At 70.0% G+C, this 26,866-nt stretch carries 21 protein-coding genes and 5 pseudogenes; 14 read left to right on the forward strand and 12 right to left on the reverse strand.

Annotation, left to right across the window (positions count from 1 at the left end; all coding sequences use genetic code 11):
- The first annotated feature begins 184 nt into the window (after positions 1 to 184).
- Positions 185 to 3,316, forward strand: coding sequence for a sacsin N-terminal ATP-binding-like domain-containing protein (locus HUV60_RS18845; RefSeq protein WP_257848427.1), 3,132 nt, complete (start codon positions 185 to 187; stop codon positions 3,314 to 3,316).
- Positions 3,317 to 3,372: 56 nt separating this feature from the next.
- Here HUV60_RS18845 and nhaA read toward each other — a convergent pair whose 3' ends face one another.
- Positions 3,373 to 5,268: a Na+/H+ antiporter NhaA gene (gene nhaA, locus HUV60_RS18850; protein WP_257848428.1), complete on the reverse strand. Its 1,896-nt coding sequence runs from the start codon at positions 5,266 to 5,268 to the stop codon at positions 3,373 to 3,375.
- Positions 5,269 to 5,535: 267 nt separating this feature from the next.
- On the opposite strand from nhaA, the gene HUV60_RS18855 reads away from it, so the two are divergent.
- Positions 5,536 to 6,408 carry a hypothetical protein gene (locus tag HUV60_RS18855; protein ID WP_257848429.1) on the forward strand — a complete coding sequence of 291 codons (873 nt, stop codon included), beginning with the start codon at positions 5,536 to 5,538 and terminating at the stop codon, positions 6,406 to 6,408.
- A gap of 160 nt (positions 6,409 to 6,568) precedes the next feature.
- On the opposite strand, the gene HUV60_RS18860 is transcribed toward HUV60_RS18855, so the two are convergent.
- Positions 6,569 to 9,013, reverse strand: a complete 2,445-nt coding sequence (locus HUV60_RS18860; RefSeq protein ID WP_257848430.1) for a cation-translocating P-type ATPase — start codon at positions 9,011 to 9,013, stop codon at positions 6,569 to 6,571.
- Positions 9,014 to 9,184: 171 nt separating this feature from the next.
- Positions 9,185 to 9,556 carry a DUF2530 domain-containing protein gene (locus HUV60_RS18865; RefSeq protein WP_257850150.1) on the reverse strand — a complete coding sequence of 124 codons (372 nt, stop codon included), beginning with the start codon at positions 9,554 to 9,556 and terminating at the stop codon, positions 9,185 to 9,187.
- A gap of 220 nt (positions 9,557 to 9,776) precedes the next feature.
- On the opposite strand from HUV60_RS18865, the gene HUV60_RS18870 reads away from it, so the two are divergent.
- A complete protein-coding gene (locus HUV60_RS18870) occupies positions 9,777 to 11,228 on the forward strand; it encodes an NCS2 family permease (protein ID WP_257848431.1) in 1,452 nt (483 codons plus the stop codon).
- 28 nt (positions 11,229 to 11,256) lie between these two features.
- Here HUV60_RS18870 and HUV60_RS18875 read toward each other — a convergent pair whose 3' ends face one another.
- Positions 11,257 to 11,439 (reverse strand): BrnA antitoxin family protein, encoded by a 183-nt coding sequence (locus HUV60_RS18875; RefSeq protein ID WP_257848432.1) that lies wholly within the window; start codon positions 11,437 to 11,439, stop codon positions 11,257 to 11,259.
- 204 nt (positions 11,440 to 11,643) lie between these two features.
- Here HUV60_RS18875 and HUV60_RS18880 point away from each other — a divergent pair, with 204 nt between their 5' ends.
- Together HUV60_RS18880 and HUV60_RS18885 are read left to right on the forward strand one after the other, a co-directional pair.
- Positions 11,644 to 12,081 (forward strand): MarR family winged helix-turn-helix transcriptional regulator, encoded by a 438-nt coding sequence (locus HUV60_RS18880; RefSeq protein ID WP_257848433.1) that lies wholly within the window; start codon positions 11,644 to 11,646, stop codon positions 12,079 to 12,081.
- A gap of 113 nt (positions 12,082 to 12,194) precedes the next feature.
- The gene (locus HUV60_RS18885; protein WP_257848434.1) at positions 12,195 to 13,604 is read left to right on the forward strand and encodes an MFS transporter; all 1,410 of its coding nucleotides are present in this window, start codon (positions 12,195 to 12,197) and stop codon (positions 13,602 to 13,604) included.
- A 40-nt stretch (positions 13,605 to 13,644) separates the two neighbouring features.
- On the opposite strand, the gene HUV60_RS18890 is transcribed toward HUV60_RS18885, so the two are convergent.
- Positions 13,645 to 14,232: a Uma2 family endonuclease gene (locus tag HUV60_RS18890; protein ID WP_257848435.1), complete on the reverse strand. Its 588-nt coding sequence runs from the start codon at positions 14,230 to 14,232 to the stop codon at positions 13,645 to 13,647.
- 114 nt (positions 14,233 to 14,346) lie between these two features.
- On the opposite strand from HUV60_RS18890, the gene thpR reads away from it, so the two are divergent.
- Positions 14,347 to 14,919, forward strand: coding sequence for an RNA 2',3'-cyclic phosphodiesterase (thpR, locus tag HUV60_RS18895; protein WP_257848436.1), 573 nt, complete (start codon positions 14,347 to 14,349; stop codon positions 14,917 to 14,919).
- Between the two features lie 144 nt (positions 14,920 to 15,063).
- Here the strand turns inward: thpR and HUV60_RS18900 are convergent.
- Positions 15,064 to 15,915: pseudogene (locus tag HUV60_RS18900) on the reverse strand (aldo/keto reductase); the annotation flags it as partial.
- 87 nt (positions 15,916 to 16,002) lie between these two features.
- On the opposite strand from HUV60_RS18900, the gene HUV60_RS18905 reads away from it, so the two are divergent.
- From HUV60_RS18905 to HUV60_RS18915, 3 genes are all read left to right on the forward strand, one after another.
- Entirely contained in the window at positions 16,003 to 17,652 is a 1,650-nt protein-coding gene (locus HUV60_RS18905) for a recombinase family protein (RefSeq protein WP_257848438.1), read from the forward strand.
- 533 nt (positions 17,653 to 18,185) lie between these two features.
- Positions 18,186 to 18,494 (forward strand): hypothetical protein, encoded by a 309-nt coding sequence (locus HUV60_RS18910; RefSeq protein WP_257848439.1) that lies wholly within the window; start codon positions 18,186 to 18,188, stop codon positions 18,492 to 18,494.
- Positions 18,487 to 19,026 carry a hypothetical protein gene (locus HUV60_RS18915; protein ID WP_257848440.1) on the forward strand — a complete coding sequence of 180 codons (540 nt, stop codon included), beginning with the start codon at positions 18,487 to 18,489 and terminating at the stop codon, positions 19,024 to 19,026. The genes HUV60_RS18910 and HUV60_RS18915 overlap by 8 nt, the downstream gene beginning before the upstream one ends.
- 456 nt (positions 19,027 to 19,482) lie before the next feature.
- Here HUV60_RS18915 and HUV60_RS18920 read toward each other — a convergent pair whose 3' ends face one another.
- Positions 19,483 to 19,761, reverse strand: coding sequence for a hypothetical protein (locus tag HUV60_RS18920; protein WP_257848441.1), 279 nt, complete (start codon positions 19,759 to 19,761; stop codon positions 19,483 to 19,485).
- A gap of 45 nt (positions 19,762 to 19,806) precedes the next feature.
- A pseudogene (locus tag HUV60_RS18925) lies at positions 19,807 to 21,103 on the reverse strand (ISAs1 family transposase).
- 102 nt (positions 21,104 to 21,205) lie between these two features.
- On the opposite strand from HUV60_RS18925, the gene HUV60_RS18930 reads away from it, so the two are divergent.
- From HUV60_RS18930 to HUV60_RS18940, 3 genes are all read left to right on the forward strand, one after another.
- Entirely contained in the window at positions 21,206 to 21,514 is a 309-nt protein-coding gene (locus tag HUV60_RS18930; protein WP_257848442.1) for a hypothetical protein, read from the forward strand.
- A gap of 127 nt (positions 21,515 to 21,641) precedes the next feature.
- Entirely contained in the window at positions 21,642 to 22,214 is a 573-nt protein-coding gene (locus HUV60_RS18935; protein WP_257848443.1) for a recombinase family protein, read from the forward strand.
- 68 nt (positions 22,215 to 22,282) lie between these two features.
- Positions 22,283 to 23,272 carry an aldo/keto reductase gene (locus HUV60_RS18940; RefSeq protein WP_257850151.1) on the forward strand — a complete coding sequence of 330 codons (990 nt, stop codon included), beginning with the start codon at positions 22,283 to 22,285 and terminating at the stop codon, positions 23,270 to 23,272.
- 135 nt (positions 23,273 to 23,407) lie between these two features.
- Here the strand turns inward: HUV60_RS18940 and HUV60_RS18945 are convergent.
- The 3 genes and pseudogenes from HUV60_RS18945 to HUV60_RS18955 all read right to left on the reverse strand — a co-directional run.
- Positions 23,408 to 23,560, reverse strand: a pseudogene (locus HUV60_RS18945) (aldo/keto reductase); the annotation flags it as partial.
- Positions 23,561 to 23,620: 60 nt separating this feature from the next.
- The gene (locus HUV60_RS18950) at positions 23,621 to 24,208 is read right to left on the reverse strand and encodes a Uma2 family endonuclease (RefSeq protein ID WP_257848444.1); all 588 of its coding nucleotides are present in this window, start codon (positions 24,206 to 24,208) and stop codon (positions 23,621 to 23,623) included.
- Positions 24,209 to 24,322: 114 nt separating this feature from the next.
- Entirely contained in the window at positions 24,323 to 25,000 is a 678-nt protein-coding gene (locus tag HUV60_RS18955; RefSeq protein WP_257848445.1) for a GDSL-type esterase/lipase family protein, read from the reverse strand.
- A gap of 198 nt (positions 25,001 to 25,198) precedes the next feature.
- Here HUV60_RS18955 and HUV60_RS18960 point away from each other — a divergent pair, with 198 nt between their 5' ends.
- Positions 25,199 to 26,203, forward strand: a complete 1,005-nt coding sequence (locus HUV60_RS18960) for a WD40 repeat domain-containing protein (protein WP_257848446.1) — start codon at positions 25,199 to 25,201, stop codon at positions 26,201 to 26,203.
- Here the strand turns inward: HUV60_RS18960 and HUV60_RS18965 are convergent.
- Positions 26,177 to 26,641 (reverse strand): annotated as a pseudogene (locus HUV60_RS18965) (TetR/AcrR family transcriptional regulator C-terminal domain-containing protein); the annotation flags it as partial. The gene HUV60_RS18960 and the pseudogene HUV60_RS18965 overlap by 27 nt on opposite strands.
- Between HUV60_RS18965 and HUV60_RS33965 the strand changes: the two are divergent.
- Positions 26,620 to 26,769 (forward strand): annotated as a pseudogene (locus HUV60_RS33965) (ABC transporter permease); the annotation flags it as partial. The pseudogenes HUV60_RS18965 and HUV60_RS33965 overlap by 22 nt on opposite strands.
- Positions 26,770 to 26,866 lie beyond the last annotated feature (97 nt).

Below are 26,866 nucleotides of genomic sequence, written 5' to 3' on the forward strand. Positions count from 1 at the left end.
GCGGCGGCCCGTTGCGCGAAGGGGACGAAGTGAAGACCCGCCGCTGGGACTTCGTCTCCGTCCGCGCCGAGGCCTTCGGTGTTCAGCGGACATGCCGGGTTCCTCGGGTCTCTCGCCCCGGCCACTGCCGGTGGGGCGGTACCTTCGGGCTCACGCCGATGACGGCCGACGAGGAGAGACCAACGTGAGCATGTTCGTACGGCCTGCGGACGAGGGCGCGGACCCGTTCGGTACGGCGCGTCTGCGGCGCGGGGTGCTGGACGCCTGGGCCGCCGGTCCCGCGCGGTTCCGTGAGGACGCCAACGCCGAGGAGGATCTCGTCCTCGGCGGGTACCGGGACCGCCTCGTCGTCGAGCTGGCGCAGAACGCCGCCGACGCCGCCGCCCGCGCCGGAGTGCCGGGGCGGCTTCGGCTCACGTTGCGCGACGGGGTGCTCGTCGCCGCCAACACCGGGGCTCCACTGGACGCGGCCGGGGTCGAGTCGCTGTCCACGCTGCGTGCCTCCGCGAAGCGGGACGCACCCGACCGGGCGGTCGGGCGGTTCGGGGTCGGCTTCACCGCCGTGCTCGCCGTCACCGACGAGCCCGCCGTCGTCGGGCGGCACGGCGGGGTGCGCTGGTCGCTCGCCGAGGCGCGGGGGCTGGCCGGGGAGAGCGCCGGGGGCAGCGCCGGGCTCGGTGACGAGATCCGGCGGCGGGACGGTCATGTGCCGTTGCTGCGGCTGCCCTTCCCCGCCGAGGGGACCGCACCGGACCCGTACGACACCGCCGTCATCCTGCCACTGCGCGACACCGCCGCCGCCGATCTCGCGGAGCGGCTGCTGCACGCCGTCGACGACGCCCTGCTGCTCGCACTGCCGGGGCTGGAGGACGTCGTCGTCGAGATCGGCGACGACGCGCCCCGTACCGTGACCCGCCGGGCCGAGGGTGACCTCACCGTCGTCGAGGACTCGCGGGAGGGGACCACCCGGTGGCGCACCGCCGCCGCGCACGGGCCGCTCACCTCGGACCTGCTCGCCGACCGGCCCGTCGAGGAGCGGCTGCGACCGCACTGGTCGGTGACCTGGGCCGTTCCGGTCGACGCCGACGGCACTCCCGCCCGGCCCCGGACCAGCCCCGTCGTGCACGCACCCACCCCCAGCGACGAGCCGCTCGGCGTGCCCGCCCTGCTCATCGCCTCCTTCCCGCTGGACTCCACCCGCCGGCACACTGCCCCCGGGCCGCTCACCGACTTCCTGGTGGAGCGCGCCGCCGACGCCTACACCGGGCTCCTCGCCGACTGGCGCCCGGTGACCGCCGGGATCATCGACCTCGTGCCCGGCCCGCTCGGCAAGGGCGAGCTGGACGGGGCGCTGCGGCAGGCGGTGCTCGCACGGCTGCCGCGGACCTCCTTCCTGCCGCCCGCGCTGGAAGCGGGATCACAGGACGAGGAGTCCGACCTGCCCGAGTCGCTGCGGCCCCGGGACGCCGAAGTCGTCGAGGGGGCGGGCGTCGAGACCGTGCGGGTTCTTGCCGAAGTGCTTCCGACTCTGCTCCCCGCAGGGCTCGAGCGGCGGTCCGAGCTGCGCACGCTCGGGGTGGCCCGGGTTCCGCTGACCGACGCCGTCGACCGGCTCGCCGGGCTCGAGAAGTCGCCCGACTGGTGGCGGCGGCTGTACGAGAGCCTCGCCGGGGTCGATCCGGACCGGCTCTCCGGGCTGCCGGTGCCGCTGGCCGACGGACGCACCACCCTCGGCCCCCGTCAGGTCCTGCTGCCCGGCGCCGAGGCCGCCCGGATCGACCCCGCGACGCTGGCCCGGCTCGGCCTCAAGGTCGCCCACCCGGACGCCGCGCACCCCCTCCTGGAGAAGCTCGGCGCCCTCCCGGCGACCCCGCGGGCGGTGCTCACCACCCCGCAGGTGCGGGCCGCCGTCGCCGCCTCCCTCGACGACGAGCCCGCCCTGAACTGGGAAGACGAGGCGCCCGACGCCGACGAACTCGCCGACACCGTACTCGGGCTGGTGCGCGATTCCGGTCTCGAACCGGGCGACGAGCCCTGGCTGGGTGCCCTCGCCCTCCCCGACGAGGACGGCGAACTCTCCCCGGCCTGCGAACTGGTCTTCCCCGGAGGCCCGTTCGCCCAGGTGATGAGGGAGGGAGAAATCGCAGCAGTGGAAACCGAGTTGGCTGAGCGATGGGGTGAGGGGCCGCTCGCCGCCTGTGGTGTGCTGGTCGACTTCGTGCTCGTCCGTGCCACCGACGTCGTCCTCGACCCGGACGAACTCGAGCCCCGTGAAGGGGACTTCGCCGAGCCCGACGACGTGGGCCTGCTGGATGCCGTGGACGTGTGGAGCGAGGACGTTCTCGACCGCTTCCCCGACAGTCCCGTGCCCCCCGTCGCGACCGAACTCGTAGCCGTCCGCGACCTCGACCTCGTCGACGACGACCAGTGGCCCCGCGCCCTCGCCCTGCTCGCCCGTCCGCCGCTGCGCGACGCCCTCACCCAGCCGGTCCGCGTCCTGCTGCCCGACGGCACCCACGAGGTCGTACGCCCCTACACCGCGTGGTGGCTGCGCGGGCACCCGGTGCTCGGCGGCCGCCGCCCGGCCGGGCTGCGCGCCGCCGGGAGCGATCCGCTGCTGCGCGGCCTGTACGACGAGGCCGACGCCACCGGTTTCGACGACGAGCAGGTGCTGCGGGCCCTCGGCGTCCGTACGTCCGTGTCCGCGCTGCTCGACGAACCGGGCGGCGCCGCCGAGCTCCTCGACCGCCTGGCCGACCCCGACCGGGAGGTCACCGCCGGCCAGCTGCACGCCCTCTACGGGGCGCTGGCCGACCTGGACCCGGAGCAGGTGACCCTGCCGGACAGGGTGCGCGCGGTGGCCGACGGCCGGGTCGAGGTGGTGGACGCGGCGGATGCGGTGGTCGTCGACTCGCCCGACCTGCTGCCGTTCACCGGGGGTGTGGCCCTGCTGCCCGTGTGCCCCTCGCGAGCCGCCGAGCTGGCCGAGCTGTTCCAGGTGCGGCGGCTGAGCGAGTCCGTCACCGGCGACGTCGACACCGAGGGCACCGAGCACGACGTACCGCAGCCGGTGCGGGTGCTGCTCGGGGCGGGCACCCCGGGCACGTACGTCGAGCACGAGGAGCTCCTCGTGGACGATGTGGAGATCGACTGGCGGCTGACCCGTGACGGTGTGCTGCACGCCGCCACCCTGGAGGGCGTCGCCGCCGGGCTGGCCTGGGCGGCCCGGCAGTGGCCGCGCCGGTTCGAGGTCGCGGCGCTGCTGGAGGACCCGTCCAGGGCCGAGGAACTGGCCCGGGACCGCTGGTTCGACTGACGGGTGTGGGGTGTGTGGGGGGGGCCGGAACACCGGCCCCCCCACGGAACCGCCGGTTACTTCGTGGGCGTCCGGGCGTCGGACTCCGCCGCGTACGCCTCCAGCTCGCGGGCGAGCGTCTCCGCGTCGTACGGGCCGGTGTGCCGGCGGTTGCCGACGAAGAACGTCGGGGTCCCGCGGGCACCGCTGGCCTCGGCACTGGCGGCGTCCGTCCGCACCCTGGCGGCGGTCCGCTCGTCGTGGAGGTCGCGGAGGAACCTCTCGACGTCGAGCCCGAGCTCGGCGGCGTAGCCGGCGACGTCCTCGTACTCGAGCTCGTCCTGGTGCTCGAAGAGCAGGATGTGCATGTCCCAGAAGTGCCCCTGCGCGTCGGCGGCGACGGCCGCCCGCGCGGCGAGTTCGGAGTGCGGGTGCACGTCGGGCAGCGGCAGGTGGCGGAAGACGTAGCGGAACCGGTGGCCGAACCGTTGCCGCAGTTCCTGGGTCACGCCGGTGGCGCGTGCGCAGAAGGGGCACTCGTAGTCGCCGTACTCGACGAGGGTCAGCGGCGCCCCGGGGGGTCCGTAGACGTGGTCCGTCTCCGGGTCGACCGGGCGGTCCAGGTAGCGGGGCAGGTCCGCGTCGGTCTGGCCGCGCAGGACGGCGGCCAGGCGGAACACGAGCCAGCCGAGGGTGGCGGCGAGCACGGCCGCCAGCAGCACGCCGACGGTGGCCTCGGCGCGCACCACCGGGTCGTCGAAGGCGAGCCCGGCGATCAGCAGGGAGACGGTGAAGCCGATCCCGGACAGGGCGCCCCCGCCCAGCACATGGCCCTGCCCCACACCGGTCGGCAGCTGACCGAGGCCCACCCGGGTGCCGAGGCGGGCGCCGGCCCAGATGCCGGCCGGCTTTCCGACGACGAGACCGACGGCCACGGCCCAGGTGAGGGAGGAGGTCAGGGCGTCGGTCAGGACGCCGCCGCGCAGGTCGACACCGGCGTTGGCCAGTGCGAACACCGGGACGATGACGTAGCTGGACCAGGGGTGGAGCGCCGTCTGGAGGCGCTCGTTGACCGAGACGGCCTGCCGGAGCCCCTGGTGCGCGGTCCTGCCGACGTCCGCGAGGGGGGACTGGCGGAAGGCGCGGAAGAGCCGCGTGGCCTGCTCCACCCCTTCGCGCGACGGGTTCGTGGCGGGGATCAGGAGACCGCCGAGCATGCCGGCGATGGAGGCGTGCAGGCCGGCCTGGAGGGTGGCGAGCCACATCACCAGGACGATCAGGACGTACGGAGCGGCCCGCCAGACGTTGAAGCGGGTCAGCGCGGACAGCGCCACGCCCAGGGCGAGCGCGGCGACCAGTTCCGGCACGCTGATGCTGTCGGAGTAGACCACGCCGATCACGGTGACGGCCACGATGTCGTCGATGACGGTGACGGCCAGCAGGAAGACGCGCAACTGCGTGACGAAGCGCGGGCCCACCACGGCGAGCGCGCCCAGCATGAACGCCGTGTCGGTGCCGATGACCACACCCCAGCCCGTGGCGGCGTCGCCCCCGGGCGTGATCGCCAGATACAGCAGGACGGGCACGAGCATGCCGCCGGTTCCGGCGAGGCCCGGGAGCATGAGCCTGCGGCGGCTGTTCAGCTCGCCCACGGAGACCTCGTAGCGGACCTCCAGGCCGATGACGAAGAAGAAGAGGGCCATCAGCCCGTCGTTGACCCAGTGCCCGAGGTCCATCGACAGACGGGCGTCACCGAGGGAGAGCGAAAGGTCGGTGTGCCAGAGGGAGGTGTACGCCTCCGACCAGGGTGAGTTCGCCCAGATCAGGGCCACCGCCACAGCGGCCAGGAGCAGGCCCGCGCTGCCCGCCTCGGTCGCCATGAAGGTGCGCACGGGGGTGGACAGCTGGGCCGCCAGTTCTCTTCTCCGCGACCGGGACTGGGAGCCTCCGGCCTTGTTCCCGCGCAGGATCATCAGGAGGTCACCGTGCCCGTCCGGCTTCCGGCCGTGCGACGCGGACGAGCTGTGAGGGCGAGGGCCTGCCGGTCAGGACGCCGATTTTGAAATGTCCCGCACGTATTTTTCATCTCTCGTACAACCATTCGCTGTTGTTCCGTATCTGATCACGTGAGTCAACAGACTCCATGGTCATTCGGGTCCCGGGTGTGACGACGAGCCGTTGGGTGACGTACCCGTGAATTCCGGCGTCCACCAGGGCCCCTTTCTCCACATGGGGAACGCATGCGTATTCGTGCCACCGTCGCCGCACTCTCCGGCGCCCTGGCCCTGTCCGCCCTCACCGTCCCGGCCGCGCAGGCCGACGGTCCCTCGTTCCGTGAGGAGGCCGCCGCCTTCGCCGCCTCGCACGGCGCGCCCGCCGCCCGGTCCGCGTTCGGCGCCGCCGCCGTCGGCGACCTCGACGTCTCCTTCTCGGACTTCAAGATCGCCAAGACGGTCAAGGTCGGCACCACGAACAAGGTCTCCACCACGGTGACCTACAAGATCAAGCACGGTGCCGGTGTCGACACCAAGTCCGAGGACTTCGCGACCGGCCCCTACATCTACAAGGGTTCCTACGACGCCCCGGTCAACCTCCTGCTCGGCGACTACGCGGCGACCTGCGCCGCGACCTCGTCGACCACCGCCAACTGCTCGGGCAAGATCGACATCTACCCGGCCTACGGAGAGCTGATCAACTCCGACGCCGGCACCTGGAAGGGCGGCGCACTGGCCCTCGACTACGTCACGGAAAAGTTCGCCGACGAGGGCGGCCTCGGCTCCACCCTGGTCCAGCGCTACTCCAGGCTGACCGTCAACGCCTCCCCGGAGCCGGTGAAGAAGGGCAAGACGATCACGGTCACCGGTAAGCTGAGCCGCGCCAACTGGGAGACCGGCTCCTACTCCGGCCTGCCCAGCGGCCAGTCCGTGGCGCTGCAGTTCCGCACGTCGGGCACCAGCACCTACACGAACGTCAAGGGCGTCAAGACCGCCGCGGGCGGCGCCCTGAAGACGACCGTCACGGCCGCCACCGACGGCTACTTCCGCTTCAAGTACGCCGGCATCACGAGCACCGCCCCGGTCACCGCGGCGGGCGACTTCGTCGACGTGCGGTAGGACGCGGGCTCTGCTGGTCGCGCGTTCACCGCAGTCACGCCCCAAGGGGCGAGGGGCCGTGTCGGTGTGCGGCTCCGCCGCGTGGGCGCGACCAGCCCTCACCGGGGCGCGGATGTCCCCCAAGCAACACGCCCCCGACGTTCACTCGTGAAGCCGAGCGCTAAGCGGGAAAGCGGCGGTCCATCCACCTCCACAGGAACTCCAGGGTGGCCGCCGCCACCACCGCGATGCCGACCGCGACCCACGGCATCGTCATCCCGACCAGCTTCAGCGCGAAGAACTCCTGGAGCCACGGCACGGCCAGCACCAGCAGGAACCCGGCGGCCATCGTCGCCACCAGGGCGATCCGCCACCACGTGTACGGGCGGGCGATGATCGCCAGCACCCAGATCGAGATCAGGAACAGCGTCAGCGTCGCCGCGCTCGTCTCCGCGTCCAGGGCCAGGGCCCCCTCACCGCTGTAGTGGTGGCGGGCGATCAGGTAGGTGGTGAACGTCGCCAGCGCGGCCAGCACGCCGCCCGGGACCGCGTACCGCATGACCCGTCGTACGAAGTTCGGCCGCGCCCGTTCCTTGTTCGGGGCCAGGGCCAGGAAGAACGCCGGGACGCCGATGGTGAGCGTGGACAGCAGCGTCAGGTGGCGCGGCAGGAACGGGTATTCCACCTGCGAGCACACCACCAGCACCGCGAGCAGCACCGAGTAGACGGTCTTCACCAGGAACAGCGTCGCGACCCGGGTGATGTTGCCGATCACCCGCCGCCCCTCCGCCACCACCGACGGCAGCGTGGCGAAACTGTTGTTGAGCAGCACGATCTGCGCGACCGCCCGCGTGGCCTCCGAGCCGGAGCCCATCGCCACCCCGATGTCGGCGTCCTTCAGGGCCAGCACGTCGTTCACCCCGTCGCCGGTCATCGCGACCGTGTGCCCGCGGGACTGGAGCGCGCCCACCATGTCCCGCTTCTGCTGCGGGGTGACCCGCCCGAACACCGTGCCCTCGTCGAGCGCCCCGGCCATCGCGTCCCGGCCGGCGGGCAGCCCGCGCGCGTCGACGACGGTCCCCGCCAGCCCGAGCTTCCCGGCGACCGCGCCGACCGACACCGCGTTGTCGCCCGAGACGACCTTGGCGTCGACGTCCTGCTCGGCGAAGTACGCCAGCGTGTCCGCCGCGTCCGGCCGCAGCCGCTGTTCCAGCACCACCAGCGCGGTGGGGCGGACCCCGACGGCGACCTCGGGGTCGTCCAGGCCGCGCTGGCCGCGGGCGAGGAGCAGCACCCGCAGGCCCTGCTCGTTCAGCCGTCCCGTGCGGGCCAGGGCCGGATCGCCGGCGTCGAGCAGCACGTCGGGTGCGCCGAGCAGCCAGACGGACGTGGTCCCGTCGCCCTCGGTGAAGGCGGCACCGCTGTACTTGCGGGCGGAGGAGAAGGGCAGGGCGCCGACGCGCCGCCAGTCACCGGCGTCGGGGTAGGCGTCGGCGACCGCCCGGAGCGAGGCGTTCGGACGCGGGTCGGAGACGCAGAGTGCGCCGAGCACCTTCCGCACGTACGCCTCGTCGCTGTCGCGGCCGTTGCTGCCGCCGCTTTCGGGGGCGCCGCCGTTGGCGTCGTCGAGCAGGTGCAGCTCCGTGACGTCCATGCCGCCCTCGGTGAGGGTGCCGGTCTTGTCCAGGCAGACCGTGTCGACGCGGGCCAGCCCCTCGATCGCGGGCAGCTCCTGCACCAGGCACTGCTTGCGGCCGAGCCGGACGACCCCGATCGCGAAGGCCACCGAGGTGAGGAGCACCAGCCCTTCGGGGACCATCGGCACGATCCCGCCGACCGTGCGGGCGATGGAGTCCTTCCACTCGTTGTCCTTGACGAACAACTGGCTGATGATCAGCCCGGTCGCGGTCGGGATCATCATCCACGTCACGTACTTGAGGATCGTGGAGATGCCCGAGCGCAGCTCGGAGTGGACCAGCGTGAACCGGGACGCCTCCTCGGCGAGCTGCGCCGCGTACGCCTCGCGCCCCACCCTCGTCGCCTGGAAGGCTCCGCCGCCCGCGACCACGAAGCTGCCGGACATGACCCGGTCCCCCGGCCGCTTGACGACGGGGTCGGCCTCTCCGGTGAGCAGTGACTCGTCGATCTCCAGCGCGTCGGCCTCCGCGCACACACCGTCGACGACGATCTTGTCGCCCGACCCGATCTCGATCAGGTCGTCCAGCACGATCTGTGCGGTGCCGATCCCGGCGCTCGCCCCGTCCCGGCGCACCGTCGGCCGCGCCTCGCCGATCACGGCCAGGGAGTCCAGGGTCTTCTTCGCCCGCCACTCCTGGATGATGCCGATTCCGGTGTTGGCGAGGATCACGAAGCCGAACAGGCTGTCCTGGATGGGCGCGACGCCCAGCATGATCACCCAGAGGATGCCGATGATCGCGTTGAACCGGGTGAGGACGTTCGCGCGGACGATCTCGGTCAGCGACCGGCTGCTGCGCACCGGCACGTCGTTGACCTGCCCGAGGGCCACCCGCTGAGCCACCTCGGCGGAGGTCAGGCCGGTCACCGGTGACGTGCGGGTGCCGGGATGCACGGCATCGGACTGAGGGTCCGCGTCGAGATGCGTCATGCGGACGACGGTACGTGCGCGGGCACGGCCCCACCCACCCGTTGCGCGGAAGATCCGACCGGAGGAGGACGGTGGTGGCACCGTGGTCGTACGGGAGTCGCGGGCGGCCGGTCGGCCGGTCGGTTCGCCGGACCGGCAGGGACGTACGGAGACGTCCGGCCGGCGGCGACGTCAGTCGGTCGGGGAAGTCGGGGAAGTCGGGGAAGTCGGGGAAGTCGGGGAGGAGGGGGAGGAGGGGGAGGAGGAGGGGGCGCGGAGTGGTTCGGCCTCCGGGGCGGCCCCGTTCCCGGCTGCCTGTGCGGCCCGAGCGTGCCTGATCGCGCTCTCGCGTCGGCGGACGTACCAGATGCCGATGAAACCGAGGCCGCCGCCGGCCAGACAGGTCCACAGCCACCAGGTGTGGCCGTGGTCGTCGAACCAGCCGTAGAACGGCAGTTGCACCAGGAAGAGGGCGAACCAGATGATCGTGCCGCCGGCGACGGTGGCGACCACGGGACCCTCAAGGGGCTCCGGCGCCTCGTGCTTGGGGGTCCCCTTGACGATGTCGGAGAGACCCGAGAGGAAAGCGGCCATGCGGACAGCTTACGAGGAGCGGGGGTGTGACGTCCGCCGCGTCCGCGGCACGCCACCCGCTTTGGTCTACGCGCGGAGATAGCGAAGGCGTCATTATGTGTTCATACTGAATCCGTTTGTTTCTGGCCACTTCTGTTCGTAGAAAACGCCAAAGGGCCTTGGGGAAGTCCGCCGGCGATGAGGTTTCCGCATGCTCACGTCGGCCCCCGCCAAGGCTCCGATGCCCGATCAGCCGGGGTCCGGCCCCGGCCACGGCGCACTCGACCGCTACTTCAGGATCTCCGAGCGGGGCAGCTCCCTGCCCCGCGAGATCCGTGGCGGATTCGCCACCTTCTTCGCGATGGCCTACATCATCGTGCTGAACCCGATCATCCTGGGCAGCTCGACGGACCTGTACGGCAACCAGCTCGACAACGGTCAGCTGGTCACCGCGACCGCCCTGACGGCGGCGTTCACCACGCTGCTCATGGGCGTCATCGGCAACGTGCCGATCGCGCTGGCCGCCGGCCTCGGCGTGAACTCGGTCGTCGCGCTCCAGCTCGCCCCCCGGATGTCCTGGCCGGACGCCATGGGCATGGTCGTGCTGGCCGGTTTCGTCGTCATGCTGCTGGTCGCCACCGGTCTGCGCGAGCGCGTGATGAACGCCGTCCCGTACGGTCTGCGCAAGGCCATCGCCATCGGTATCGGCCTGTTCATCATGATGATCGGTCTCGTCGACTCCGGCTTCGTCTCCCGCATGCCGGACGCCGCGAACACCACCGTGCCGATGCAGCTCGGCGCCGGCGGTCACCTCACCGGCTGGCCGGTTCTCGTCTTCGTCCTCGGCGCGCTGCTCACGCTGGCGCTGATCATGCGCAAGGTGCCCGGCGCGATCCTCATCTCGATCGTCGTGATGACCGTTCTCGCCGTGGTCATCGAAGCGGTGGCCGACGTCCCCTCCTGGGGTCTGACGGCCCCGGCCTGGCCCGGCAACCCGGTCGCCACCCCCGACTTCGGCCTGATCGGCGAGGTCAGCCTGTTCGGCGGCTTCGAGCAGGTCGGTGTGCTGACCGGCGTCCTGTTCGTCTTCACCGTGCTGCTGTCGTGCTTCTTCGACGCCATGGGCACGATCATGGGTGTCTCCGACGAGGCCAGGCTGACCGACGCCCAGGGCCAGATGCCCGGCATCAACAAGGTCCTCTTCATCGACGGCGTCGCGGTCGCCGCGGGTGGCGCCTCCTCCGCCTCCGCCACCACCGCCTTCGTGGAGTCCACGGCCGGTGTCGGCGAGGGTGCGCGCACCGGCTTCGCCAACGTCGTCACCGGTGCGCTCTTCGCCGTCGCGCTGTTCCTCACGCCCGTCGCCACCATGGTCCCGTCGCAGGCGGCGACCCCGGCGCTGCTCGCGGTCGGCTTCCTGATCCTGGCGGGCTCGGTCAGGGAGATCGACTGGGCGGATCACACCATCGCCATCCCGGCCTTCGTGACCATGGTGATGATGCCGTTCACCTACTCGATCACCAACGGCATCGGCATGGGCTTCATCACCTTCGTGGTGCTGCGCCTGGCGGCCGGGCGCGCCAAGGGGGTGCCGGCGGCGATGTACGTGGTGTCGGCGGTGTTCGCCTTCTACTACCTGATGCCGGCGCTGGGCCTGACCTGAGCGGGTTTCGTGGGAGAAGGGGTGCGGCTCAGGTGACGTCGTAGAACTTCTCCGTCTCCTCGACGGCGGTCTGGAACCGCTGGTCGAAGTCATCGCGAGTGAGCGTCTGGACGACATAGTCCTGGACGCTCATTCCGCGTCTGGCGGCATGTTGCCGGAGCCGCTCGAGCAGCTCGTGGTCCATGCGCAGGCTGAGTACGTCGGTGCCCATGGGCATGAGCGTTGCCGCGCATCCCGGCCCGGCGTGCGCGCTTCCACACCGAGGCCACCCGTATGAGTGATTCGAGTGAGTAATTCGGCCTCGTGGTCCGCCCCGGTGTTCCGGCGCGCGGGGGGCCGATGCCACGGGTGCCCGCACAATCCGAGTGTGTCAAGGGTGGTCCTTTAGCGAGAGTAATGAGTTACGCTAAGCAACATGTCGGACCTCAGCCATGGCGACGACGCAGCCGCCGTGAACGCCCTTCGATCCGCCGTGATGCGACTGTCCCGTCGGCTCAAGCACCAGCGCGTCGACGAGTCGCTCAGTCCCACCGAGATGTCGGTGCTGGGCACCCTGGCCCGGTGCGGCCGGGCCACCCCGGGCGAGCTCGCCCGCAGGGAACATGTCCAGCCGCCCTCGATGACCCGCATCGTTGCGCTGTTGGAGGGCAAGGGTCTGGTCCGGCTGGAGCCGCACCCCGACGACCGGCGCCAGAAGGTCGTCACGCAGACCGAACAGGCCGAGGCAATGCTGGACGAGAGCCGCCGCAAGCGGAACGTCTTCCTGGCCACCCTGGCCGAGGAACTCGACGAGGACGAATGGGCGAAGCTCCGTGCCGCCGCCCCCGTCCTGGAGAAGCTCGCGCACGTCTAGGCGCGCGAGGTGCGCGGTGACCGGGGCGCGCGGTGAGGCACCGGCGAGACACGGGGCACGAGGTACGAGGTACGAGGTACGAAGCAACAGCGGCTGTCACCAGGAGGCGAACCTTGAGTACGGGACCCGGAGCAGACTCCGTCCCCGCACCGGACCACGACGACAACCAGACCGCCCGCGACACCGAAACCGGCACCGGTACTCACACCGGCACCGACGTCAGGGGAGACAAGCCCCGCAAGGCCGGGATGTTCTCTTCTCTGAAGGTCAGGAACTACCGCCTGTTCTTCGCCGGCCAGGTCGTCTCCAACACCGGCACCTGGATGCAGCGCATCGCCCAGGACTGGCTGGTGCTCACCCTCACCGGCTCCTCGGCCGCCGTCGGCATCACCACGGCCCTGCAGTTCCTGCCGATGCTGCTGTTCGGCCTGTACGGCGGCGTCCTCGTCGACCGGTTGCGTAAACGCCCCACACTCCTGTTCACCCAGTCCGCGATGGCCCTCACCTCGCTGGCACTGGCCGCCCTCACGCTCACCGGCCACGTCCAGATCTGGCACGTCTACGTCGCCGCCTTCGTCGCCGGCCTGGCCACGGTGCTCGACAACCCGGCCCGCCAGTCCTTCGTCGCGGAACTCGTCGGCCCCGGCCGGCTGCAGAACGCGGTCAGCCTGAACTCCGCGAACTTCCAGTCCGCCCGGCTGGTCGGCCCCGCCGTCGCGGGTGTGCTGATCACCGGCGTCGGCACGGGCTGGGCATTCTTCCTCAACGGCGTGTCCTTCGTCGCGCCGATCGCCGGCCTGCTGATGATGCGCTCCCGTGAACTGCACGCCGTCACGCCGTCCCCGCGCGGCAAGGGGCAGCTGCGGGAGGGGCTGCGCTACGTCGCGGGCCGGCCCGAGCTGCTCTGGCCGATCGTCCTGGTGGGGTTCATCGGCACCTTCGCCTTCAACTTCCCCGTCTACCTCTCGGCCTTCGCCGACGACGTCTTCGACGGGGGCGCGGGCGCGTACAGCCTGTTCAACACGCTGATGGCGGTCGGCTCGGTGGCCGGCGCCCTGCTGGCCGCCCGGCGCGGCACGGCCCGCCTGCGGCTGCTGATCCTGGCCGCGCTGGCCTTCGGCGGACTGGAGATCGTCGCCGCCGGGGCACCCGCCCTGTGGCTGTTCGCCCTGCTCATGGTCCCGATCGGCCTGGTCGCGATGACGGTCAACGTCACCGTCAACACCAGCATCCAGATGGCCACCGACCCGGCCGTACGCGGTCGCGTCATGGCCCTCTACATGATGGTCTTCCTCGGCGGCGCGCCCGTCGGCGCTCCGATCGTCGGCTGGATCACCGACACCCACGGAGCCCGCGTCGGCCTTGCGGCGGGCGGTGCGGTCGCGGCCCTCGCCGCCGCCGTGATCGGCCTGATCCTGGCCCGCGTCGGCAACCTGCGCCTGACGGTCGGCTGGCACGGCGGGCATCCCCGGATGCGGTTCGTGCCGCGGGAACGGCAGAAGGCACTGACGCCGGTGGGGTGACGGGGCCGACGGAGCGGACGCGGGCGGCCGGGAGGGGCGGTCAGTCGCGGGGGAACCCGTCGGTCCTGAGGACGAGGCCGACGGCCGTCCGGGTCAGGTCGATCTCCTCGCCGAAGTCGAAGGTGACGTCGACGTGGTACTTCCCGTCCTTCGGCTGCGTGTGCAGGTGCCACTCGCCGGTGTACGGGTCCACGGTCAGGTACACCGGTACGCCGGCGGTGGCGTAGGTGTCCTTCTTCGGGCCGTAGTCGTTGCCCGCGGTGTCCTTGGAGATCACCTCGGCGATGAACTCGACGTCCTCGTGACGCCAGCGGCCCTTGACACCCTGCTGGGCGCCGTCCGCGAGGGCCACCACATCGGACGCGAACCCGTTGAGGCGTCCCGGGTAGTCCATACGGAGGTCGGATTTGACGCGCTTGCGCGGGTACGTGGCGCGCAGTTGCTCAACGATGTCCAGGATGATGTCCCAGTGGGTGTTCCGCTGCGGCGTCATGAAGATGTGCCCCCCGACGATCTCGGTCTTGTATCCCTCGGGGACGGGCATCTTCTCCAGCCACTCGAACATCGCGTCGAGCGTGAGGTCGCCGGTGCTTTCGGCCATCTCGATCCTGTCTGCAAGGACGGTCATCGTGGCGCTCCTCCCCGGCTGTGCTCCGGACGAGTGCAGCCGCGCGGTACAACGATACGCACGGTGACCAGGACGCACACGGGCGTACACGCGTTCCACCGGGAGACTGGACGCATGAGACTCTTCGCCGCCCTGCTGCCCCCCGACGACGTGTCCCGTGAGCTCGCCGCCGAGGTCGAGGTGTTGCGAGGGCTCCCCGGTGCCGAGGGGCTGCGCTGGACCGGCCCTCCCGGCCGGCACTTCACGCTCGCCTTCTACGGCGAGGTCGACGACGCTCTCGTGCCCGGGCTGACGGCGCGCCTGGAACGGGCGGCGGCGCGGACCGGGCCGTTCGAGCTGGCGCTGAGCGGGGGTGGCCACTTCGGGCACGGGAGGGCGGTGTGGGCCGGGGCGGACGGTGACCTGCGGACCCTGCGCCTGCTCGCCGAGCGCGCCGGGGCGGCGGGGCGGAAGGCGGGCGTCGAGAGGGAGGAGCACCGCCGCTACGAGGCCCACCTGACGCTGGCCCGCAGCGGCACCGGCGTCGACGTGCAGCCGTGCCTGCGGGCGCTCGCCGGGTTCCGGAGCCGCTCCTGGACCGTGGGCGAGGTGGCGCTGGTGCGCAGCCACCTGCCGAGGTCGGGCGTACCGGGCGAGCAGCCCCGTTACGAGGTGGTCGCGCGCTGCCCGCTCGGGTCGGCCGGTTAGGCTCGACGACGTGGACCCGAAAACCCGGAACCGGATCATGGCCGGTGCGCTCGTACTGATGTTCGTCATGGTGGCGCTGGCGTCGGCGCTCGGAGGATAGAACCCGATCCTCGCGCCGACGCCACCACCGCTGTGGCTGCCGTCCTACCAGGCGAAGGCCTCCGGGGACGGGCCCGGGCCGGGGAAGATCTCGTCCAGTGAGGCCAGCAGCTCCTCGCCCAGTTCCAGCTCGACCGCCCGCAGCGCCGATTCCAGCTGCCCGGCGGTGCGCGGACCGACGATCGGGCCGGTCACCCCGGGACGGGTGAGCAGCCAGGCCAGGGCCGCCTCGCCGGGCTCGATGCCGTGCTGGTCGAGCAGGTCCTCGTACGCCTGGATCCGGGCGCGGCCCGCCGGGTCGGCGAGGGTGTCGGCGGCCCGTCCGGAGGCGCGGCGTCCGCCCTCGACCTGCTTCCTGATCACACCGCCGAGCAGCCCGCCCTGCAGCGGCGACCAGGGGATGACCCCGAGCCCGTACTCCCGCGCGGCCGGGATGACCTCCATCTCGGCCCGGCGCTCGGCGAGGTTGTAGAGGCACTGCTCGCTGACCAGGCCGATGGTCCCGCCGCGCCGGGCCGCGGTCTCGTTCGCCTGGGCGATCTTGTAGCCGGGGAAGTTGGACGACCCGGCGTAGAGGACCTTCCCCTGCTGGACCAGGACGTCGACGGCCTGCCAGATCTCGTCGAACGACGTGCTGCGGTCGATGTGGTGGAACTGGTACAGGTCGATGTGGTCGGTCTGCAACCGCTTCAGCGAGGCGTCCACGGCACGCCGGATGTTCAGGGCGGACAGCTTGTCGTGGTTGGGCCACGCCTCGCCGTCGGCGCCCATGTTCCCGTACACCTTGGTGGCGAGCACGACCTTGTCGCGCCGCCCGCCGCCCTGGGCGAACCAGTTGTCGATGATCTCCTCGGTGCGGCCCTTGTTCTCGCCCCACCCGTAGACGTTGGCTTTGTCCAAAGATCAATTTTGACGCCATGATCCGAACCACATAACGTCACCCCTTGTGCACGATGCGTGCTGCAGGGGAGAGGGGGAACGAGCATGGCGAGAGTTCTGGGTGTGGTCCGTCTGTCGAGGGTGTCGGACGAGACCACATCGCCGGAGCGGCAGCGTCGGTCCATCCAGCGATGGGCCGACCAGGAGGGGCATGTCGTCGTGGGATGGGTCGAGGACATCGACGTGTCTGGCGGGGTGGAGCCGTGGAAGCGCCCGGAGTTCGGCAAGTGGCTGCCTTCGACCATCGGAAAGGAGGTCAGCGCGATCGAGCACAGGATCGCGATGGAGGAGTCGCGCGCCGATGAGTACGACATCCTCTGCGCGCTGAAGATCGACCGCCTCTCGCGGCGCGTGCTGCACGTGCACACCCTCCTGGAGTGGTGCGAGAAGAACGCCAAGGAGGTAGCGACCGTCGAGGACGGGATCAACCTCAACACACAGATGGGGAAGCTCCTCCTGAGCCTGATCGCGTCCTTCGCGGAGGGGGAACTTGAGGCCATCAAGGCGCGGGCCAAGTCGTCCTACAACCACTTGGTGAAGGAGGGGCGTTGGCGAGGTGGCCGCACACCATACGGGTACCGCGAGGAGAAGCAGGAGACCGGCGAGGGGTGGAAGCTGGTGCCGGACGACTACGGAACGGACACGGCCGGGACGCTCCGCGAGATCGTTCGCCGTCTCATCGAGGGCGAGTCGGCGAACAGCATCGCGCGATGGCTCAACGAGGACACGTCCAAGACTCCGACGTCCCTGGACGCCCAGATGATCCGGAGCGGCAAGACCCCGAAGGGGAGCCGCTGGACTGCCGCGAACACGTCCAAGGTCGTGCGCTCCCGCTGTGTCCTGGGGCAGATGGAAGTGACTGAGGAAGTGATGGTTGACGGGAAGAAGGTGAAGCGGACCCGAGTCGTCCGGGACGCCGATGGCCAGCCTCTTCAGCGCGCGGAGCCCTTGATCACGCAGGAGGAGTGGGAGTTGGCCAACAAGAAGCTGGACGAGAACACCAGTCAGCGCAACGGAAACCGCAAGGGCGGCTCACCCCTGCTCCGGGTTGCGTTCTGCACCTGTGGGGAACCCGCGTATCTCGGCCCCGGCCGTAACTGGCCCTACTACCGCTGCGCCTCGCGGACCACCCACAAGCCGTGCCCGACCGGAAGCAAGGGCATTGCGGCTCACACGCTGGAGGACGCCGTGGAGAAGGCGTTCCTCCTCGCCGCAGGGGACGTCGAGATCGTCCGGAAGGTCTTCCGGCCGGGGGTGGACTACACGCGCGACATCGAGGAAGTGAACCGTGCCCTGGCGGACCTGCGGGAAGACCGCGAGGCGGGCCTCTACTCCAGCGAGCTGGGCAAGCAGGAGTACCGCGAGACGTACAAACGGCTGGACGCGCGACGCCAGCAGCTCATCGCACAGCCCACACGACCGGACACCTGGGAGGAGATCCCAACGGGAGAGACCTACCGGGAGCGGTGGAGCAAGCTGTCGACCCAGCACGAGAAGGGAAAGGAGCTCCGTGCCGCAGGGGCCAAGGCCGTCATCCACTCCGAGCCGATTCAGGGGATGACGGCCGCGCAGCTCATGTCCGTCGACGGCCATGACGGCATGTGGCAGCACCCCGTCGGACGGGTTCAGGTTCTGATCCCGATGGACTTCAAGCAGCGCGTACGCAACATGGCAGCGATTCGCAGCGAAGACTGACGAAGCCGAAGGGCGACGAGACTGTACGGCCGAAGCTCAGGGACTGGCTGGAGCGTGTCGGCGGACGCTGGGTCCGAAAGCCTGCCGCCACGGCCTGAGCGCTGGTGGTGGTGACGGCTCCCCCTTACAGGAAGCGTCATCACCACCAGCTACCTCGCTCCGCTTGGCAAGCCTCGCTCCTCACTTCACTTACGTAAGTACGTCAGCCGTCTGACCTCTGGCGAACTGCGGCCGACCAGCACGCAGACCTCTGGCGAACTGCGAAGCCAGAAGCCGTGCAACGACGAAGAGGTAAGCAGCAGGGGCGGCCGGAAGGCCGCCGCATCGGAAGACGGCTGACGGATGTGCGGCCCCTTTCGGGGCCGACAGAGCTTGTGCGGCTCGACAGTAAAACGGCTGTAGGGCGCGACAGCGCCCCTCGGGGAATGGCCCCTTGGCCCGCCGCCACTCCTACTCGAACGAGGCAGCAGGGTACGAAAGTTGAGACTGTGAACGCGTTGCTCAGAGTGCCGCGTGCGCCGTACCGTGACCGCGTGGCAACCTTCAACCAGCACAACCAGACTGTCGGCGTTCAGCACAACGCTGAGAACATGACCGTTGGATCGTTGGCCTCGATGGCCGACATTGCTGCTGGGGTGGAAAATGTTCTGGCGCAGGCTCACCAGACGGAGCCACCCTTGCCTCCCGAAGTGCAGGCGGAGCTGGTAGCCGCGCGCGATGCAGCAGCGTCTGGCGACACCGCTGAGACGGGAGGGCGGCTGCGGCGAGTGCTTGAGATGGGCAGCCTGGCCACGGGAATCGGGAGTCAGATCGCCGCAATGCTTGGGGCGCTCGGTGGATGAAAGCAGCTTCGACCAGCAGGGTCAGCACGTAGGAGTTCAGTTCAACGCCGATCGCCAGACGATGGAAGAGACGGTATTCGGCGACAAGTACTCGATCTCTGTCGAGCACCAGACGGACTCTCCGCGTCGACGCGCCGCCAGCGAGATGTATGTGAACATGGTGCGCCTCTCCGAGACTGTCAAAAAGGTCTGGAACTACGCAGCGAGAGAGGCTGATCCCCCCGGTGCTGCGCATGAGCTTCAACAACTGCGGCACGACGCACGGATGCACGCCGACCGGCTCGCGGATCAGCGCCTCCGATTTCGCGCCGCAGTGTCGTCATGGGAGGAGGAGAGTGGGGTTAACTTTGTGTATGAGGAGTTCCTCGAAGCCGTGAATGAGGTCTTGCGGCTGTCGGCCAGATGGAGCGTCGAAATTCTCCGGACGCCACGAGATGTGCTTACAGAAGAGATCTGGCCCGAAGTCGAGGGCGCAGCAGTGCACATGGAAGCCATGGTGGGAATGTTCCTGCGCAATGCCGTGAGAGCTTGATCAACCCTGAAACCGTGGCGCGATCTCGGCCGGTAAGACTCGGCGGTCGGGTAAAGACCCCTCCGGGGGATATACCCCCTTCCCTCATCGCCAAGGCTGGCTCGTGCTGCGTCCGCGCGAGCGGCTGGCAGGCTTCGCTACCAGCGGGCCCGCGAGATCACAGCGACGTACAGGCAGACGGCGTACGTCGGTTGCCACCGCGACCGACAGGGCGCAGCGCGTGATTCAGAAACGGGTGTCTCAGAAACCAAGGTTTGCGAGACGAGGTATCAGGCATCCCAGAAGGGAGCCCAGCGCTGTTCAAAACCCGTCTCGAAACCCCCCGCCCCAAGCTTGACGTATTGAGACGAGTTCTGAGCTTGACTCTGACGCGTAAATAACTGCAGGTGGGTGCTCTCTCGGACAGGGGTATCGGCCCGGTCGGAGTCGTCTCCGCCGGGCTTCGGACATGCTCGTTCATCCAGCGGCGTCCATCGGGTCGAGGGTGACGCGGTAGCCGAGTTCGTTCAGCCGGGAGACGGCTCGGCGTGCGGCCCGCTCGGGATCTCGTTGGGTGAAGTAGCTGCCGCCGAGCTCGTGGTAGGGCACGTTGTCGTTGAGCATGTGCCAGATCGCGGTGATGATCGAGTGCTCGACGGCGACCAGCGCCTTGATCGGGCCGCGGCGAGCGGTCAGCCGCTTGTAGCGTGCCTGCAGGAAGGAGTCCTTGGTCCGTGCCGCTCCGAATGCGGCCATCCCCAGTGCCAGGGCCCCGGCGAGTGCCTGGATCGTCCGGTTTGATCATGTGATGCCGTAGAGGGCGAGGGCGCGGGGGCGTTCGGTGTGGGCTCGTCGTCCGGCGGCGGTGTTGATGTAACCCGCGAGCTTGAGTGTGCTGCGGATCAGGTCGCGGAGGGCTGCGAGTACGGCGGGCGTGTTGTGGGTCCTGACCTGGGACTTGTCCTCGTTGAAGGTGGCATCGCGGCACCAGTGGACGGTGTTTTCCGCGGTCCAGTGCCCGCGAGCCCAGGACGCGATCTCGGCGGCGTTCGCTTCCTCGGCGGGCAGGTCGGTGATGGCGTAGACGGTCTCGCTGGACCACTTCTTCGCCCCTGTAGAGGCGGCGTCTGCGCTGGATGCGCAGGACCTGGGCCGCGTGGGGGAAGAGCAGGCCGTCGACGGTGACGACCTGCACGAGCAGCTGCTCGTGTCGGCCGTGGCCCCGGGCGTCGTCGCGGTGGATCACGGGGATCTTCTTCCAGGGCAGGGCGTGGAGCTGACGGGCTTGTGCGCGTTGGTTGTTCTTGATGGTCAGCAGGTAGTGGGCGCCGCGTTCGTGCAGGTAGGTGGCGTGGTCGCGTGGGGCGTGGAGTGCATCGGCGGTGACGATCGTCCCCGCGAGATCTGCGTCGTCGATTCCGTCGAGGAGGGGTGCGAACTCGGGGATTTCGTTGGTCTTCGCGCCGATCTCGCGGGAGGCGAGCGTGACGCCGTCGCCGTGGCGGACGGCGGACAGGACGAAGACCCGGCTGCCGTCCGGGCGGCGGGCGCCGCGCAGGCACTTGCCGTCCACCGCGATCGCCCGCCGCCGGATGCGTACCGGATCGGCGTGGGCGGCTGTCCGGTGGGCCCGGCGCTGTTCGCGCTCGGTGCCGCCGTCGGGCATGACCGGTTCCGGCCGGCGGGGCCGTGGGGACAGCAGGGGCCGAAGGTAGCCATAGGCCGCCGCGCTGATCTCGCCGGGATCCAGGCGTCCCAGGACGCTGCGCAGGGTCTTCTCGCTCGGCACCCGGTAGCGGCCGAGGAGCGGGTGGTAGGGCAGGCCGAAGGCGGCCAGTTCCTCCGGCGTCGCGCGTCGGCACCACTTCGCCGCCGCGGTGATCGAGTCGTGTCCGGACGGGGTCATAGCGCAGACCATCAGGGCCAGCAGCGAGGAGAGCCGGTAGCGCACCCCGCGCGCCCCTCTCGGATCGGTGACCGACTCGAACTCGACGATCAGGTCACGGACTTGGTCCTTGGCGGCTCCCTCGCCGAGGGCTTCCAGGCGGGGCACCGCGCAAGCGGGGGCAGCGACAGGGGATGATGGAGGAACGAACACGGCACCTTCGTGGATCTTGAAGCGGAGAGAACTCCATGATCCACAGGTGCCGTGTTCACCTGCTTCCCGGGCCCACCCTCCAGATCAACACCCCAGAACAGGATGTTCCCGACACTCGCCGGGGCACTGGGGATGGCCGCATTCGGAGCGGCACGGACCAAGGACTCCTTCCTGCAGGCACGCTACAAGCGGCTGACCGCTCGCCGCGGCCCGATCAAGGCGCTGGTCGCCGTCGAGCACTCGATCATCACCGCGATCTGGCACATGCTCAACGACAACGTGCCCTACCACGAGCTCGGCGGCAGCTACTTCACCCAACGAGATCCCGAGCGGGCCGCACGCCGAGCCGTCTCCCGGCTGAACGAACTCGGCTACCGCGTCACCCTCGACCCGATGGACGCCGCTGGATGAACGAGCATGTCCGAAGCCCGGCGGAGACGACTCCGACCGGGCCGATACCCCTGTCCGAGAGAGCACCCACCTGCAGTTATTTACGCGTCAGAGTCAAGCTGAGATTGTCTCGGCTGTGACGGCGAACATGAACACTGGCCAGCTCATCGGGTACGCCCGCGTCTCCACCGGCGACCAAGAGGCGCAGCTCCAGCGTGACGCGCTCGCTGACGCAGGCTGCGCCCGCATCTTCGAGGACAAGGCGAGCGGCAAGAACACCGATCGGCCAGAGCTGCACGCAGCACTCGACTACGCCCGTGCCGGCGACAGCCTGTGTGTGTGGAAGCTGGACCGCTTCGCTCGGTCGCTCATCGACCTCGTGTCCATGGTCGACACCCTTCGAGAGCGGGACATCGGCTTCAAGGTGCTCACGGGTGCACTGGCCAACACCGACCCAGGCACGGCCGACGGCCGCCTCATGCTCCAGGTCGTCGGAGCGATGGCAGAGTTCGAGCGCAGCCTCATCAAGGAGCGCACCCGCGCCGGGCTGGACGCGGCCAGGGCGCAGGGGCGTACCGGTGGACGGCCCGCTGTCATGAACGACGACATGCTCACGGTCGCCCGCGCCAGACGGGCCAAGGGCGAGAGCGTCAACGCCATCGCCAGGGCCCTGGGCGTCTCACGCGTCACGCTGTACCGGCGCATCGGCGAGGGCGTCTGAGGCAGGCGTACCCGCCGCCCGCCGGACGTCTTGCGTGGAGTGGACTCGAAGGGGTTCGCTTGGCGACCATGGAATACACGCAGCTGGGACGTACCGGACTCAAGGTCAGTCGCATCGTGCTCGGCACGATGAACTTCGGGCCTCAGACGGATGAAGCCACCAGCCACACCATCATGGATGCGGCGCTCGATGCGGGGCTGAATTTCGTTGACACTGCAAATGTGTACGGGTGGGGTGAGAACAAGGGGCGCACCGAGGAGATCGTCGGTACCTGGTTCGCCAAGGGCGGCGGGCGTCGTGACAAGACGGTCCTGGCCACCAAGGTCTACGGGAACATGGGCGCCGACGGACCGGCCTGGCCCAACCATGACCGGCTCAGCGCCGTGAACATCCGCCGTGCCGTGGACGCTTCCCTCAAGCGGCTCCAGACCGACTACATCGACGTCTACCAGTTCCATCACATCGACCGTTCGGCGCCGTTCGAGGAGATCTGGCAGGCGATCGACGTCTTGGTCCAACAAGGGAAGATCCTTTACGCCGGTTCCTCGAACTTCCCCGGCTACAAGATCGCCCAGGCCAACGAGAACGCGAAGACACACGGCCGGGTCGGGCTCGTCAGCGAGCAGTGCCTCTACAACCTCGCCGAGCGCCGCGCCGAGATGGAGGTCATTCCTGCCGCGCAGGACTACGGCCTCGGGGTCATCCCGTGGTCGCCGCTGCACGGCGGGCTGCTCGGCGGAGTCCTCAAGAAGGAGGCCACGGAGGGGCGCCGGGCGAGCGGACGGGCCGCCGACGCCCTCAAGGACGCCCGCACGCGCGAGCAGATCCAGGCGTACGAGAACCTGCTCGACAAGCACGGCATCGAACCAGGCGAGGCCGCCCTGGCCTGGCTGCTCACCCGTCCCGGCGTGACAGGACCGATCGTCGGCCCACGCACGCAGGAGCAGCTTGACTCAGCGCTGCGCGCCCTCGATCTGGACCTGGGCGCGGAGCTCCTTGTGGCTCTCGACGAGATCTTCCCGGGGCCGGGACCGTCCCCCGAAGCTTTCGCATGGTGAAGTAACAAATCTGCATGTGGACCGCTGCCTCCTGCTCTGCGTGCAGGGCGATTTGGGGGTGGCGGTCGGCGCTCTCCGTGGTGCCACATGCGCGCTGGTGACACGCTACGATGCAGTTCGGCATCAAAATTGCTGATTGGCGGTGTCGAAGAGGTTGACGCCGGCGTCCAGCGCCGCGTCCATGATGGCGTGGCCGTCGGCCTCGTCGGTCTGCGGACCGAAGTTCATCGTCCCGAGGACGAGCCGGCCGACCTTGAGTCCCGTGCGTCCCAGCTGCGTGTACTTCATGCCCCAAGCCAACGTCCTGGAGTGCCCTCCAGGCAAGCGGGCCGGGGCGGGGGAGCGGGATCAGTCGCGGGGGAAGTCGTCGGTCCCGAGGGTCAGGTCGGCCACGGTGCCCGTCAGGTCGACGGTGTCGCCGAAGTCCACCCTCGTCCTCGTGACGTAGTCGCCGTTCTTGGGGTCGGTGTAGACGTAGCACCGTCCCTGGTACGGGTCGGCGATGACGTAGAGAGGGAGCCCGGCGGTCGCGTAGGCGGCCTTCTTCGGACCGTAGTCGTTGGCGGCCGTGCCCTCGGAGATGACCTCGAAGACGCACTCGACATCCTCGTACCGCCAGCGGCCCTCGTCGTCCTTCTCGGCGGAGGCTCGGAGCACGGCCACGTCGGGACAGAGGCCGTTCTCGTGCCCCGGGAAGTCGATGCGGACGTCCGAGAAGACCTTGGCACCCTTCCCGAACCGGTCTTCGACAGCCCTTGCGATCTTGAAGGTGATCCCCCAGTGAGTGTCCCGCTGCGGTGTCATGTAGACGTTGCCCCCGACGATCTCGACCCTGAATCCTTCGGGGACGGGCATCCGCTCCAGCCGCTCGAACCACTCGTCCAAGCGCTGCGTGTTGGCGTCGGCCATGGCGATCCTGTCGTCTACGACGGTCATCGTGGCACTCCTCCCCGGCCGCCCCATGGACGAGTGCGGCCGCGCGGTACAACGATACGCACGGTGGTCGGGACATGGGGCTGTGCGCAGGTGCCGGGTCTTCCCTGGCGGCGGCTACGCCGCGGTGTACGGCCCGCCCAGCTCCCAGCCCCGGTGCATCGCCTCCGCGAAGGCCTCCGCGATCCTGTGTTCGCCGTTCGCGTTGGGATGGGTGCCGTCGTACGTGTCGGTGTGGATGTCGTACGCGGACGGGAGGGTGGCCAGCAGGACGGGGGAGGCCGGGGTGTCGAGGTCGGCGGCCGCCTTCGCCAGGAGTTCGTTGAAGCGGGTGACCTGGGCGGCGAAGTCCGGGTCGGCCTCCGCCCGGATGTTGGGGATCACCGGGAGCAGGACCAGGCGGACGCGCCGGTTGGCCGTCCGTGCCTCGGCGACGAAGGAGGCGACGTTGTCCGCGGTCTGTTCGGCGTTCGTGTAGAAGCCGAGGTCGATCAGGCCCAGGGAGACCAGGAGGACGTCGGCGCGCAGGGTCCGGACGGCCTCGCCGATCAGCGGTGCCATGTGGTGCCAGCCCTCGCCCCAGCCGGCCAGGTGCCCGCGCGGGAAGTCCGGGTCGGCGTAGGCGTACGACGTGGGGGCGTCCGTCTGCTGGTCGTGCAGCGTCTCGCGCGGGCCGACGAGGGTGAACGGGCCGCCGTACTCCGCGCACAGGTGCTGCCACAGGCGGTAGCGCCAGGTGTGTTCACCCGCGCTCCCGATGGTCATCGAGTCGCCGACGGGCATGAACCTGAGCATCGGATCATCATGGATGATCCGCCCCGCCACCGCGATGTGAGTCCGGCCACCCGCCGTGGACCGCTCGGTCCCCCGGCGCGGACCGCTCGGTCCCCCGGCGCGGACCGCTCGGTCCTCCGCCGCGGACCGCCTGGTCCTCCGCCGCGGACCGCCTGGTCCCCCGCAGTGAACTGCGCGGCGTGGTGGCAGTCTTGGGTCATGCGCCGACCCTTCGCACTGCTCGCCGCGACCCTCCTCCTCGGGGCGGGTGCCGCACCCGCCTCCGCCGCCGACGGCGACGACGTGGGTGCCGGGAACGAGTCCTTCACGATCCGGGACCCGCGGATCACCGAGTCCAGCGGGCTCGCCGCCTCCCGGCTCCACCAGGGCGTCTACTGGACCCACAACGACAGCGACGACGGCGCCCACCTCTACGCCGTCGACAGCGCGACCGGCGAGACCGTCGCCCGGATCACCTTCACCGGGGTCGGCAGTCCCCGGGACGTCGAGGGCATCTCCATCGGGCCGGACAACCGGATCTTCGTCGGGGACATCGGCGACAACCTCGGCGGCACCTGGCCCCACGTGTGGATCTACGAGCTGCCCGAGCCGAAGGAGCTGCGGGACCAGACCGTGCGGGCCACGCAGTACGTCGTCACGTACTCCGACGGGGCCCGCGACGCCGAGTCCCTCGTCGTGCACCCGAAGACCGGGCGCGTCTACATCGTCGACAAGAAGGAGGAGGGCGGGCACCTGTACGAAGGGCCCGCCGAGCTCTCCGCCTCGGGTGGCAACGTCTTCCGGCCGGTCGCCCCCGTCGACCTGTGGGCCACCGACGCCGCCTTCTCCCCCGACGGCCGGGAACTCGCCGTCCGGTCGTACTTCGGCGGCATCCAGTACGCCTGGGACGACGCCACGGACGGGAAGATCGAGCGCAAGGGGCGGCTCAGCGTGCCGCTCGCGGGGCAGGGCGAGTCCGTCAGCTACTCCGCCGACGGCTCCCGGCTGATGTACGGGAGCGAGGGCGAACAGAGCCCGGTCGAGTCCCGGGAGGTGCCCGGCGGCGGCGCCGGTGGTGGGGGCGGGGAGTCGTCCGGGGGCGGGGGCTCGGCGGCGGACGGGGAGGACGGGGCCGGTGGGGACGGGCTCGGGGTCGGGGTGGTCGGGGTGGTCGTCGTGGGGGCCGTCCTGCTCGGGCTACGCCGGCTGTTCCGGCGGAGCTGACCGGTCCGGCCCGGCCGCCGGGGCGGACGGCGGGGCGCCCTTCGCGGTGCGGGCGGTCACGAGGACTTCCAGGCCGTCCAGGATGCGTTGCAGTCCGAACTCGAAGTGGTCGAAGTCGGAGCCGAAGGTGTCCTCGGAGAGCGAGGCCAGGACGGGGTAGCGTCCGCTGAGCATGGCCTTCTCCAGGGCCGGCCGCTGTGCCTCCCAGAACTGCGCGTCCGTCACTCCCGAGCGGTGCTCGGCCTCCGCCCCGTACAGCTGGGTGCGGGCGGCACCGACGACGTATCCGTCGATCATGACGATCGCCGACACCAGTTCGGGGTCGGACAGGTTCATCGGCTTGATCCGGGTGAGTACCTTCTCCATGCCGTCGAGCGCGCTCGGGCCGAGGATCGGGCGGGACTGGTTGACCTCCAGCAGCCACGGATGGCGGCGGTACGCCGGTCGGCGGCGGCGACTCCTGGGTCGAACAGCACGCGCTGCTGATGGCGGGGGTGTGGCCGCTCGTCCTGACGGCGGTCTTCCTGCCGCTCGCGGTGCGGAGGTTCCAGCGGCTCAGCCGGTGAGCGGCTGACCGGGTGTGACGCGGGCATGAGGCGGACACGGGGCGGGCGGTGTTCGAGAGGTGAATACCGTCCGCCTTCTTGACGTGTTCATGTGGCA

The sequence above is a fragment of the Streptomyces sp. KMM 9044 genome, from assembly GCF_024701375.2.
Classification (GTDB): Bacteria; Actinomycetota; Actinomycetes; order Streptomycetales; family Streptomycetaceae; genus Streptomyces.